At 49.9% G+C, this 13,262-nt stretch carries 8 protein-coding genes and 2 rRNA genes (1 of these 10 only partly in view); 6 read left to right on the plus strand and 4 right to left on the minus strand.

All coding sequences use genetic code 11. From position 1 onward, the window contains the following. Together IE055_RS08455 and rrf are read left to right on the plus strand one after the other, a co-directional pair. Nucleotides 1–609 (plus strand): 23S ribosomal RNA (locus tag IE055_RS08455); it begins 2,272 nt to the left of the window's first position. A gap of 340 nt (nt 610–949) precedes the next feature. Then, nucleotides 950–1,064 (plus strand): 5S ribosomal RNA (gene rrf / locus IE055_RS08460). 963 nt (nt 1,065–2,027) lie between these two features. Here the strand turns inward: rrf and IE055_RS08465 are convergent. Further along, nucleotides 2,028–4,055, minus strand: a complete 2,028-nt coding sequence (locus tag IE055_RS08465) for an NADPH-dependent 2,4-dienoyl-CoA reductase (RefSeq protein WP_189399764.1) — start codon at nt 4,053–4,055, stop codon at nt 2,028–2,030. A 239-nt stretch (nt 4,056–4,294) separates the two neighbouring features. Between IE055_RS08465 and IE055_RS08470 the strand changes: the two genes are divergently transcribed. Next, complete coding sequence (locus IE055_RS08470; protein ID WP_189399766.1) at nt 4,295–6,280, plus strand: DUF885 domain-containing protein; 1,986 nt, start codon at nt 4,295–4,297, stop codon at nt 6,278–6,280. 33 nt (nt 6,281–6,313) lie between these two features. Here IE055_RS08470 and IE055_RS08475 read toward each other — a convergent pair whose 3' ends face one another. Together IE055_RS08475 and IE055_RS08480 are read right to left on the minus strand one after the other, a co-directional pair. Beyond that, the gene (locus IE055_RS08475) at nt 6,314–8,035 is read right to left on the minus strand and encodes an ATP-binding response regulator (RefSeq protein ID WP_189399768.1); all 1,722 of its coding nucleotides are present in this window, start codon (nt 8,033–8,035) and stop codon (nt 6,314–6,316) included. Between the two features lie 21 nt (nt 8,036–8,056). Next, complete coding sequence (locus IE055_RS08480; protein ID WP_189399771.1) at nt 8,057–8,677, minus strand: response regulator transcription factor; 621 nt, start codon at nt 8,675–8,677, stop codon at nt 8,057–8,059. Nucleotides 8,678–8,833: 156 nt separating this feature from the next. Between IE055_RS08480 and IE055_RS17950 the strand changes: the two genes are divergently transcribed. Beyond that, nucleotides 8,834–9,634 (plus strand): hypothetical protein, encoded by an 801-nt coding sequence (locus IE055_RS17950; protein ID WP_189399773.1) that lies wholly within the window; start codon nt 8,834–8,836, stop codon nt 9,632–9,634. On the opposite strand, the gene IE055_RS08490 is transcribed toward IE055_RS17950, so the two are convergent. Further along, complete coding sequence (locus IE055_RS08490; RefSeq protein ID WP_189399775.1) at nt 9,574–10,515, minus strand: alpha/beta fold hydrolase; 942 nt, start codon at nt 10,513–10,515, stop codon at nt 9,574–9,576. The two genes, IE055_RS17950 and IE055_RS08490, sit on opposite strands and share 61 nt — an antisense overlap. A gap of 133 nt (nt 10,516–10,648) precedes the next feature. On the opposite strand from IE055_RS08490, the gene IE055_RS08495 reads away from it, so the two are divergent. Then, the gene (locus IE055_RS08495; RefSeq protein WP_229794233.1) at nt 10,649–11,254 is read left to right on the plus strand and encodes a TetR/AcrR family transcriptional regulator; all 606 of its coding nucleotides are present in this window, start codon (nt 10,649–10,651) and stop codon (nt 11,252–11,254) included. Beyond that, a complete protein-coding gene (locus IE055_RS08500; protein WP_189399778.1) occupies nt 11,251–13,158 on the plus strand; it encodes an N-acyl-D-amino-acid deacylase family protein in 1,908 nt (635 codons plus the stop codon). The genes IE055_RS08495 and IE055_RS08500 overlap by 4 nt, the downstream gene beginning before the upstream one ends. The last annotated feature ends 104 nt before the right edge of the window (nt 13,159–13,262 follow it).

Raw genomic sequence — 13,262 nt, forward strand, 5'->3', positions numbered from 1 at the left:
TAAATACGGTCGGAAATCGTATGGTTAGTGTAAAGGCAAAAGAGTGCTTGACTGCGAGACGGACATGTCGAGCAGGTACGAAAGTAGGTCTTAGTGATCCGGTGGTTCTGTATGGAAGGGCCATCGCTCAACGGATAAAAGGTACGCCGGGGATAACAGGCTGATACCCCCCAAGAGTTCACATCGACGGGGGTGTTTGGCACCTCGATGTCGGCTCATCTCATCCTGGGGCTGTAGCCGGTCCCAAGGGTATGGCTGTTCGCCATTTAAAGAGGTACGCGAGCTGGGTTTAGAACGTCGTGAGACAGTTTGGTCCCTATCTGCCGTGGGCGCCTGAGACTTGAGGGAAGCTGCTCCTAGTACGAGAGGACCGGAGTGGACGTACCCCTGGTGTTCCAATTGTCTCGCCAGAGGCATTGTTGGGTAGCTATGTACGGACGGGATAACCGCTGAAAGCATCTAAGCGGGAAGCCCCTCCCAAGATAAGGTCTCACTGAATACTTGATATTCCTGAAGGGTCGTCGAAGACTACGACGTTGATAGGCAAGGTGTGGAAGCGTTGAAAGGCGTTAAGCTAACTTGTACTAATTGCCCGTGAGGCTTGACCATATAACACCCAAAAGGTTTGGTCGTTTACCTTGGTAAACACTGAAACTAGAAAGTGATATTGGTTAAGTAATTTAATATGATATTTATTAGCGAACGAAGTTTACTGCTCCCAATCATATGATTGGTAAGTAGGTTGATTGAATGAGCGAGTATGATTACATATCAAGAAAGTGATACAAAAAAGTGTGGTTATTGTTATAAACCCACCTCTTAACAACTACTAATTTTATTGGCAATAGCCGAGACAAGCCCAGATACCGAGTTGCGTAGCGATACGATGCTCTGAAAAGTAAAGAAGAAGATCCGCAGCTGTTTGCTTAGGACGTTCTTCGAACGGTTTTCTGGCGACAATAGCGACTGTGAACCACCTGATCCCATCTCGAACTCAGAAGTGAAACCAGTTAGCGCCGATGGTAGTGCGGGATTACCCGTGTGAGAGTAGGACATCGCCAGATTTAAATTAAAAAGCCCTGTAAGTTAGTTCTTACAGGGCTTTTTTTATGGGTATTCGAAACTCAGTTTTATCGATTGCTGTAGCTCTGCTCGTACTTTGGATTAGCATGCAAGAAAATTCATACCATTAACCTCTAGCGGGTGGTGACGATAAACTGGTACGGCCATGAACTATCGAATCTAGCAGGATATTACCGCTAATGCGGTCACGCTCGGAGAAAACATTTAGGCTCAGCCATTGAACGGCTTGACGGTTAGAAGCGTACAAATAGAATGAAATTGCGGCGGAGTATTACGTTGGGTCGTAAAATCAGTTGTCTAATTGAGTGCATTGTCGGGGCAATACAACGAGCTTAGCGCTTGTGATAAGTGTACGCGTAAATCAGTCCTTTCTATTCAGACTACCCTTTGGCAATGTCTGTGGCGTAGAGTAGGTGCGGCTAGGTTGTTCACCAACTGGTCGACATTGCGGTAAGCAATAGTTTTTTAGCGTGTATTTTTTAGTTTTTTTGTTTGCGGTCTTCTAAAGAGGTAGCAACGCTAAGGGGATAGATAGTGTTCTTCAGCCTACTGCTTCTCACGTTTCAGCGATGGAAAATCTCTACCCCAGGAGTCAAGTCCAACTAGCGTATTTAAATGACGCAGTAGGTTTTGGCAAACTACGCCAAACACAGCTGATTAGATATAAATTGTGGATCGCCATCATCCGAACGCATTGCGATAGTTTCACTGTGAAAACCACGATTGACTAACGAGCTCTCTCAGCGCGTGAGCATTGCGGCTCTGAAATTATCCTAGCAGGTACGATGCGAAGGGTTTGGTATTGCCGTGACGGTAAAAGAACAAAACAAGAATGCGAGCGCTCCGGCATAAAAGTGGGCAGCGCAACAGCATCATGTCGTGTAAATATTGTTATTTTTTGCGGTTTTTTATAGCGATAGACGTTCAATTTCTAGGCATCTTGGTCAAAGCTCACTAGCTAACACAAACCCTTCGCGAATAGCGCGTTTGGCATCAAGTTCACCTGCTTGGCGAGCTCCGCCTATTAAATGACATGGAATGTTCGACGCGTGTAATTGTGCATAGAGTTCGTTCTGTGAAAGTTGGCCCGCACAGACGACCACACTGTCGCATGCCAGAAGTTGAGGGGCATTAGAACCAGTCCGATAAAGCACGCCATCTTCATTGATTTCGAGATACTCTACTCCAGCCAACATCGTTACGTTTTTCTTTGCGAGGGATGCTCGGTGAATCCATCCGGTAGTTTTCCCGAGCGTTTTCCCTAATTTTTCAGGTTTACGTTGCATGAGAGTTACTTGTCTTGCTGGTGCGCTAGGCTCTGAGACCGTGTATGCACCTGGGACGTTATATTCTTCATCTACGCCCCATTCGCGATTGAATTCGGATACGGACGTAATGCCATCCGATGACTGGTGACAGAGTAATTCAGCGACATCAAATCCAATCCCGCCGGCGCCAATAATGGCGACTCGATTCCCGATCCGGTCAGGGGCTTGAATGGCTTCAATATAAGAAAGCACTTTAGCGTTGTCTATGCCGGGGATATCAAGGTCTCGTGGTTTGATACCGCAGGCGATAATTACCTCATCAAAGGATTCATCAATACCTGTGTTCGTTGTAAACTCTTCTCCCAAACGCAGATTAACACCGGTCTCGAGCAATAGATTGTTAAAATAGCGAATCGTCTCGTGGAATTCTTCTTTACCAGGAATCTGTTTCGCTAAATTGAATTGACCACCAATCTGGTCCGCCTTGTCGAACAACTCGACTGTATGACCCCGTTCCGCCAGTGTGGTTGCTGCAGAAAGACCCGCCGGACCAGCGCCAACGACGGCGAGGCGCTTTGCCTGCTTAGTCGGTGTGACGTTTAGTTCGGTTTCATAACAGGCTCTGGGATTGACGAGACAGGTTGATCGCTTACCTGAAAAAGTATGGTCAAGGCATGCCTGATTGCATGCAATACACGTGTTAATTAGGTGTGTCTTGCCGGCGGCTGCTTTGTTCATGAACTCGGGATCAGCGAGGAAGGGGCGTGCCATAGAGACCATATCAGCGATCCCATCAGCAACAATCGATTCGGCAACCACCGGGTCGTTGATACGGTTTGTCGCAACGACCGGAATTGAAACTTCCTGTTTCATACGTTGCGTTACCCAAGCAAAAGCCGCGCGGGGCACATTGGTTGCAATGGTGGGGACACGTGCTTCGTGCCAGCCAATACCGGTATTAATAATGGTTGCGCCGGCCGCCTCGATCGCTTTGCCAAGCGTTACGACTTCATTCCAGGTGCTCCCTTGCTCGACTAGATCCAACATGGAAAGTCGATAGATAATAATGAAATTAGACCCGACACGTTCGCGAACCGCTTTAACGATTTCGACCGGTAAACGCATCCGGTTTTCATATGTGCCGCCCCACTCGTCGGTACGCTTGTTCGTACGAGTAACTAAAAATTGGTTAATGAAGTAGCCTTCAGACCCCATTATCTCGACACCGTCGTAACCAGCTTGTTGCGCCAGATACGCACTCGTCGCGTAATCTTTTATGGTGTTGTAAACCCCTTTAGTACTGAGTGCGCGCGGTTTAAACGGTGAAATTGGTGATTTTAGGTTCGACGCAGAAACACATAAGGGACTGTAACCATAACGCCCAGCATGGAGTATCTGTAAGCATATTTTTCCCCCTTCTTCGTGCACTGCATCCGTCACCTGACGGTGTCGCTTCACCTCTGACGGCTTACTTAACTTGCTGCCAAACGGTGATAACCAGCCTTGAACATTGGGTGCGAAGCCGCCCGTTACCATCAACCCCACACCGCCTTTGGCGCGCTCTCGGAAATAGGCGGCAAGTTTGGGGAAATCTTTTGCACGATCTTCGAGCCCAGTATGCATTGAGCCCATGATGGCGCGGTTTTTAAGAGTCGTAAAACCAAGGTCTAAAGGGCTGAATAAATTTGGGTATGGGTTTGACATATGATTTCTGGGTTCTCGTAAACGCGCAACAAAATAACGCTGTTATAAATACCTCGTATTTTCGAACATTTGCTCGCTTTCCGCAATGGCGTAAAACAGCTTTCCGTTTCCTTCATCTCGCTTAACCTCACCACTCATTGACGACAGGATTAAATTTTTCATTGGAGTAAGACAATGCTAGAGCAGCATTCAATATTTGTTTATAGTCAGGGGATACAACAATAGTTCGGAGACTGCCCTTGAAAACCTACCTCTACCTTGCTCTGACACTACCTATCTACCTAGCTGGGTGTAATAACGAAAAAATCGATGCGTCCGCCGAATTGCAACCGACTGAACCTCAGCAAAAAGTGATCGAGCCAGTGGCAGTTGAGCGGCCGGCACCCGAAGTTAGCCTAGACCAGAACGAAGCGTTTGAAGCCTTCAAAAATCACTTTCTGGAGAGTTTGTGGGCATTGAACCCGAGTTATGGAGTGTATGTGGGGTACTACAAGCATGCCGATCAGCTCCTCGTACCCGATGGTGAACTGCGTGGCCGAAGACGCGCATTTTTTGTACGTGAACTACAGGCGCTCAAAAGTTTTAACGCGAATCGTTTGAACGCCGCGAACGCCACTGACCTGGCAATCATCGAAGGTAAAATAAAGTCTAGCCTCTGGTATTTTGATGTCTTTCGCAGCTACGAGTGGAATCCTGCGCAATACAATCCCGCCGGTAGCTTTGGTGTCATTCTGACAACCGAATATGCGCCGCTCGAGGAGCGCTTGGCGGCGATCTCCAATCGTTTGCAGAATGTGCCTGCGTATTACGATGCAGCCAAAGCGAACCTAAAGACGCCGACGCTGCCGCATCTAGGGCTCGCGATTCAGCAGACCAAAGGCGCTTTAGGTATGTTCAAATCTCAGATTCCAGCGAAAGTCACCATTGCCAAGGACGCAGGGACGATTGACGAAGTAGGCGCGTCGGCTCTCGACGCGCGTCTTGCGGACGCTGTAACCGCGGTACAGGGTTATTTGGAGTGGTTGGAAGCCAAAGAGGCAGAACTGAAAGCTAGTGGTGAGGCACGGAGTTTTCGAATCGGTGCGGAACTGTACGAAAAGAAGTTCAAGCACGATATCGCCTCTGGCTACACTGCGGCCGAGCTGTACCAGCTTGCGTTGGACGCTAAGCAAAATTTGCATACGCAAATGATCGAAATCACCGAGCAGCTCTGGCCAAACTACTTCGCAGAGCAAGCGATTCCAGAAGACCGGCTGGTGGCCGTGAAACAATTAATCGATCAGCTCTCGCTAAAACATGTTGCCCGAGAAAATTTTGTTGATGAAGTGCGCCGGCAAATTCCTGTTCTTCAAGCTTTTGTTGATGAGCACCAACTGCTTGATTCTGATCCAACGCGACCACTGGTAGTGCGTTTGACGCCAGAGTATCAACGCGGGTTTGCGGGGGCGTCGGTAAATGCACCTGGTCCTTATGATGCAACGGCGAATACTTATTACAACGTCTCGCCACTGGACGATTATACGGAGGCGCAGGCAGAGAGTTATTTGCGTGAGTACAACCACTGGATATTACAGATTCTGAATATCCATGAGGCCATACCCGGGCACTACACCCAATTGATGCATGCGAATAAATCGCCGAGTAAAATCAAGTCGATTTTCGGCAATGGCGCGATGGTGGAAGGCTGGGCTGTTTACTCAGAGCGCATGATGCTCGAAGCGGGATACGCTAACGATGAACCTGAAATGTGGCTGATGTACAGCAAATGGAATCTGCGTGTTGTGGTTAACACCATTCTAGATTACAGCATCCAGGTGCTTGGCATGGAACAGGAAGAGGCATTGGACTTGCTGATGAATGAAGCGTTTCAGGAACGCACCGAAGCAGAGGGAAAATGGCGTCGCGCAACCGTGTCACAGGTGCAACTAACCAGCTACTTCGCCGGGTATTCTGAAATCATGGCGTTTCGTGAGCAGCTGAAGGAGAGATTGGGTGATCGGTTTGACTTGCGCGAGTTCCACAATAAGTTTTTGAGTTATGGTAATGCGCCGGTGCCAGTGATTAAGAACTTGATGCTGGCCGACATTGAAGCCGCTGAAGTGGTGCGGGCTCGGACACCTCGGGTTGAAACAACCGAGTCTTTGCCGATTGAGAACTCAGCAGCAACTGAACTTGATAACCCAGCTGACGTGCCGGGCGAGGATCAAACTCAAGGCCAAAATTAAAGCAGTGAGTGCACGCCGGTTTGCGCTTAGCTGTTAGAGCAGTGACCGCATCATACGTTGTAGTTGACTGGCAGAAGCGGGTTTGTGCAACAGCAGTGCGTCAACTGACTGCGCTTCCTTGATTCGCTCCTTGCCGGTGTCGCCGGTGATAATGATGGCTGGCACAGATTGTTGCGATGTTGCGCGTAGTACGTGTATCGCATCGCGCCCGGTTTTACCTTCACGCAGGCGGTAATCGACCAGCATCAGGTCCACCGAGGTACCGTTAAGTGATGCAATGGCTTCTTGCGCGGACTCGGCATCAATACACTCACATCCCCATGTTTCCAACAAGCTACGCATTGAAATGCGAATGCGTTGATCGTCATCAATAATCAGTACGCGCTTGCCCATAAACTCATGCATGGAAGTTGCGTTGGGTAGATCTGCAATTATTTCAGCGTCGGATGCCGGTATCGCAAAACGGAAGACTGTGCCTTTCCCCGGTTTTGACCGTACTCGTATCTCGCTGTCGATTGTCTTGGCCAGCCCTTGAGCAATAGCCAGACCGAGTCCAAACCCTTTTTGTGCGTCCCGTTCCGGGTTGTCTAACTGTTTAAATTCACGGAAAATGTCGTCGAGCTGGTCCGGCTGCATCCCAACGCCCGTATCCCAAACCTCGATCATCAGCAGATCTGCTGGTCTTCGTCGACAGCCTACCAAAAGGCCTCCTTGTTGAGTGTATCGAATGGCGTTCGCAATCAAATTGCGTAGGATAAGCTCGACAATAAACGGATCTGAATGCGCTGCTGCGATGGTTTCCCGCGTTCGATAGATCAAATTATTTTCATCCGCTGTTGGTGCCAGTTCAGCCTCAAGTTTGGTAAAAATTGATTGTACTAAAAACGGCCGAGGCTCCGCAGAAATAGCTCCGGCATCAAGTTTTGAAATATTTAGCAGCGAGTCGAGCATCGTTCTGGTCGATTCCACTGCCGACATCATGTGCGTCTGTACCAGTTGTTGGTTCTCATTGAGATCGGTTCCGCCCAGGGTTTCTGTTAGTAGACCAAGTGCATGCAGTGGTTGTCGCAGATCATGGCTGGCGGACGCCAGAAACACGGATTTTGCACGATTCGCTTCTGCAGTCTGTGTTAGTGCGGAGCGAAGCTTGTGGATTAGGCCATTGTTCTCGAATCGCAAGATGATTGCATTCTGGATAGCGCGTTGAAGATTAAAGGCAAATAACGACAGCGCCACAAGCAGAATGAGGACGCCCAATGCGAGCCCTTGATAAATCGCTTCTTCTCGTAGTGATAGGCTATAGGCTAATGCGCCCATCTGAGTGCAGTTAAACCCCAGAAAGACGGGAAGCCAGCTTGATTGCATCGATATGCTAGCGGCGGCCAAGGCGGTGCTAGCGAAGACGATCCACATGGTGATTTCGGCGGTCGCTTCAGGCACAACCATCAGCGGCAAAAACGCAAACAAGACACCATTGATGGTTGCCATGACGGTTTCGGATACACCAATTCTCAGTGGTTCATCCAGCACATCGTCGCGAAAGATTACCGCGCGCGCAAGCCCGAACCCATTGATGATAAATACCACTAAGGCCCAGATAATCACGCGGATGTCCTGCGACCAACGATAGAGTAAAAAGGCCACTAGGGCCACAACTAAGGTGTACGCCGCTATCTGAGGCAGAAGGTTGCTGTGAAGTTGCTTTAATTGCTCACGTAGAACTGTTTTCTTGGCAACCGACGCAGAGGGTCTCATCGTTCTATGCGTACAACCAGGTTAGTTCGTGATGCCTTCACGTTGTGCGATCAGAATCGCCTCGGAACGATTTTTAGCGCCAAGCGCTGAGAGTATGGCTGAGACGTGTACGCGAACGGTGTTCTCAGACATGTCGAGTTCTCGTGCGATCAGTTTGTTTGGTTTACCCTCGCAAAGGTAGATTAACACCTCGGTTTGTCTCGGCGTCAGCGTATGGCCGCCAGTATGCATTGCTGGGGCAGGTTGACTATCAACACCTGCCGGAAAACACTGGCCGCCACCTAGGACATGGGTAATCGAGTTAACTATCTCCTCAGCTAATGCGGCTTTATTCAGAAAACCGGCTGCCCCCAGTTCTTTTGCTTGGCGGATCGATGCTAGCTCGGAACTCGCTGATAGGATGATAATCGGTACGCCAGCAAACTTCTCGCGCATTGGTTTTATGCCGTCAATGCCGTTCAGCCCTGGAAGATGGATGTCTAAGAGAATGAGGTCAACGCTGGACTCATCAAAATCAAAAGCCTCGCGAACTGAGCTGGCTTCTGAGACCCCACGAGCGCCACCGACTTGCGTCAAGATCATCTGCATACCAGTTCGAAACAGCGTGTGGTCGTCGACCAGTAATATGTGGGTGCCTAGCATTTTGTATTCCCATTCAGTAGTGGTGTTGGGTAGCCTAGCGGTGGTTAGTCGGGTGCTTTGCTGTGCTAATCATACCACTAGTCTAATTGTGCTACATACAGCGTGGTGGGATAAGCCTACACTTTTCTCATTCAAATCAAAAGAAGGTGATCAAGCGTGAAACGTGAGTTGATTCCAAGCAGCGAGATTGATTCTGTACCCATGGCGAAATTGCCACACCTTGATCACGATTCGGCTGTCGAACGCGTCAGCTTGACGTTCACCAAGTCCGAAATATTTGTCATACCAGAGGGTGTCAGCGAAGTACGGATTTTCGCTGTTGGTGCTTCAGGAGGGTCAGGGAATGGGTTTGGAATTCTCCTGAACAACGGTGGTGAGGGAGGCACCGCTGTCTCGAACATCAACGTCAGTCCAGGTGAGTCACTGGATGTTTTTGTTGGCGTTCGTGGCATGGATGGCGAGCTGCCGGATGGCGGCAAAGGCGGCTGCTCCGCCCCAGGGTTTGAGGGCGGAACAGCTGCTTCAGGGAAGGCTGGCGGTGGCGGCGGTGGCGGTGGCGCCAGCGGCGTAATTCGCATCCGGGGAGATGAAATTCTGGTGGTTGCCGGCGGTGGCGGTGGTGGTAGCGGTGTTGGTAATGGCGGCGTGATTGGGCGGGGTGGCGCAGGTGGTTCCTTTGGTACCAATGGTAGAGGTATGTCGCCAGGTAAGGTCAAACACGGTATCGGCACGCGTGGTGGCGACGGCCCGCAATCGTTCGACGTTGGTAGCGGCGGCGGTGGTGGGGGTATTTACGGCGGTGGCGCAGGATCTAGCGTTGACGGTACGCTCGGTGGCGGCGGTGCCGGTGGTACTGGCACTGTGGAGCAGGGTAGTGTGAGTGCAGATGGAGGTGGTCAGGCTAACGGTCTGGTGATTGTTTCCTTCGACGCACCAAGCTCTGATAAAAACGACTGATACGCATCCAGCACAGTTTGCGGCGCTTCGACCTGAGGGTAGTGACCGGTGGTGGGCAGCTCAGCTAAATAATCCAAACGACAGTCGAGTTCTTTGTATCGTTTTACCAGATGGGCTCCGGAAACCGGATCGACCGAGCCGTTGATCAAGGCAATTGGCACGGGCGCGTTCTGCAACGCTGAGACCCAGCGTTCGCGGTGAGTTCGTCGGTCATTCATGTATGTGATCAAGTTATGGAATACATGACGTCCTTCATTAAAGTTAATCGCCTCCCAAAACTCTTGTAATTCTTGTTCACTCGGCTGACTTCCGGCACCGAAAACCGATGAAAATGACTTAGAAAACTGTTTGAATCCTGTCAGGTAATTGATGTATTTGCCGAGCGGACTGAGCATCAATTTTTGGATTAGAATGGGGTGATGTGCCTCTGGAAATAGACCGCCGTTGAGCAAACACAGGGATAACCACTGGCTTGTATGGCTTGGGGTATGGCGCGCAAGCAGCTCCTGCGCAACGGATACGCCATAATCATGCGCAATCACGTGGTAGCGATGGATGCCAAGTTCGCTGATTAGCGCCTCAAATAAGTCGGCTTGCTGATGGATGGAATAGCAACGTGTGTTGGGTTTATCGGAGAAGCCAAAACCCCACATGTCCAACGTTACGGTGCGAAACTGCCGACTCAGAGCAGGCCATATCGGCTCCCAGTCCATAGACGAGGTTGGGAATCCGTGTATCAAAACCACGGCCGTATCGAATTCGGAACCTTCATCAATAGTGAAAATTGACTTGCCGTGAAGGTCACGCAACCTACCTCGCTGGTACCACTGTTGTACACGAGTATTGATAAATGAGGGTGCTGTGGTTGTCGTCGAGACCATGGTCTGATATCAGTCGGTTTGATTCGTCAACTCAGTCTGTTCTAAATCGAACTTGACGTCAAGTTCAATTTAGAACAGACTTGGCGATCACCAGCAATTGATCATAACGTTCGGAGTATAGATTGTGAAACCCATGCCAACTCAGGCACGCGCAATACGTAAGCGTGAGGCATTGCTCGATGCAGCGGAACGGGAGTTTGCTACTCGGGGTTTCGACGAGACGACCGCCAAGTCCATCGCCGCAGATGCTAAGGTCGCTGTTGGCACCTTTTATCAGTATTTTGAAAATAAAAACGATATCTTGCGAGAAATTGCCCGTCGTGGCCTAGAGTTGATCCGTGACCATCTGCCGCCATTTTCACTCACCGAATCAGATACGCTGAGTGCGCAGCGACTGCACCAATTGTTTGTGCGCGCCCTTGAGTTTGTGTATGCGTATCACGCCAATAAACCAGAACTGCATCAGGTGCTTGAACAACGCCGCAGTGTGGATGCGGAGCTTGGCGTGATTATGCGCGAGGGCGAAGATGCACTGCGCAATCACATACGGCTGTTCGTACAGACTTTCAATTTGCCATCACCGGAAATTGTCACGCATAACCTTTTCGCCATGGGAGAGGGGATCGTGCATCGACAGGTCTTCGACCAAAACACGTTGCCGCCAGAGCAGGTTATCGAGGTCGGCGCTTCGATGCTGACGGCATACTTCAACCAACTCAGCAACGTAATAGATCAATGAAATTCGACACTCTAATTCAAAACGCGCGCGTGTTTAATAACGGTGAGCCACCAGTCACAGAAGACATCGGCATCAAAGATGGTCGAATTGTTGCACGCGGTCATCGCCTTCCTGTAGACCTAGCGACCGATGTAATTGATGCAACCGGTTTGTGGGCTATGCCTGGATTGTTTGACATCCACACACACTATGATTTGGAACTAGAGGTTGCGCCCGGCCTGCCGGAGTCAACGCGTCATGGCACCACCACCGTGGTTATTTCAAATTGTAGTCTCGGCTTGGCATTCGGTAGTCAACGTAAAGACAGTTATGACCCGATTGTGGATTGTTATGCGCGGGTCGAAAATATGCCAAAATCAGTGCTGAAAGCGTGTGCTGATCGCGTGGATTGGAGTACTAGTGCTGACTATCTCACGCATCTGGAGGGCTTAAACTTAGGCCCTAATGTGGTCACAATGATTCCTCATTCTATGCTGAGGATCGAAGCCATGGGGTTTGCGGCCAGTGTTGAGCGTGATCCGACTCAGGCTGAGCTCGACACCATGTCGCAATTATTGCGTGATGGGTTAACGCAGGGGTTTGCGGGCTTTTCTACCGACGCATTACCGTTCCATTATTTGGCCAATCAACCGAATTGTCACAAGACGATTCCAACTCAATTTGCTAAATACGGTGAAATAAAACGTCTCACACAAGAAGTGCGGAATGCTGGCGCGGTCTGGCAAGCCACACCGCCAAAGGATCGTCCACTGGAGGTGTTTAAAACCTTTTTGTTGTCATCTGGACGCTTACACGGCAAACCATTGAAGACCACGGTTGTCGCGGCGCTCGATGTGGCGTCAAACCGAAACATTATCAAGTTAACACGGTTGTTGACCAAACTAATTAATTCCCGCTTTTTTCGTGGTGACTTTTACATGCAGGCTTTGGGTGCCCCGTTCAAAACGTGGTCGGATGGTGCGGTCACGCCTTTAGCCGAAGAAATACCAGAACTCCGTGCGCTCAATGAGACTGATCTAGAAGACGTTGCCGCACGCCAAAAAATTTTGCGCGACCCGGATTACATTAAACAGTTCCGCGCGATGTGGTTGAAAGGCAAAACCGGCTTCAATTTAGCGCGGTTAAAACGCTGGTTAAGGCTCGAGGATTACGCCTTCGATCGAGACTTTCGCAATATGACCGTGGACGTCTGCCCGCTGGCAACTTGGCAAGGTCAAACGTTTCAGGCACTGTTTGAGCGCGTCCTTGAGATCAAGCGTGGCGTTGAACCACGCGCACTCACTGCCGAAGAACAGAGCTTGGTTGAACAGGATTTTTATTGGGTCAGCGATGAAGCTGATTTCATGTTGCAAGTACTGCGCAGTTTTGACACCAAGATTTCCTGGTACACCATTACCGCCAATCGCGACATGAAAACAGTGCGGCGCCTACTCATGGATCCAACCCTATTGCCTGGTTTCAATGACAGCGGTGCGCATCTCACGAATATGGCGTTTTATGATGTCAATCTACGGAGCTTAAAACTGGCGGCTGAAGGTGGCGAGCAAGATGTCTCTTATATGGTGAAGCGGCTCACGAAAGACGCAGCTGACGTGTTCAACGTGGAACGCGGCACGATCTATACAGGCGATATTGCTGACCTAATTCTGGTGGATCCTAAGCAACTGGTAGATTACGACGGCGAAGCCAATGTTGTACGCGTATTTCGCGACGAGTTTCAGCACCCGCAACTGGTGAATCGCTCTGATGAGGTGGTGCCGTATGTGTTTATTCGTGGGCATACCGCGTGGCGGGGAACCGAGTTTGCGCCAGAGCTAGGACACATCCAGCTGGGTCAATTGTTGCGGGCAAGACATAGCAATTCGGAACTATCAACGGATGCGACGCAAGTGAAAGCTGCCTGACAATAAAACTACAAACAAAAATGAGATAGATTCTCATTTGCCATTGAAGACCTAGTTCAACATCAGTATATTCCGGTTACCCAAACAATACCCATAGTAGGGAC

The sequence above is a fragment of the Arenicella chitinivorans genome (assembly GCF_014651515.1).
In the GTDB taxonomy this organism is placed as follows: domain Bacteria; phylum Pseudomonadota; class Gammaproteobacteria; order Arenicellales; family Arenicellaceae; genus Arenicella; species Arenicella chitinivorans.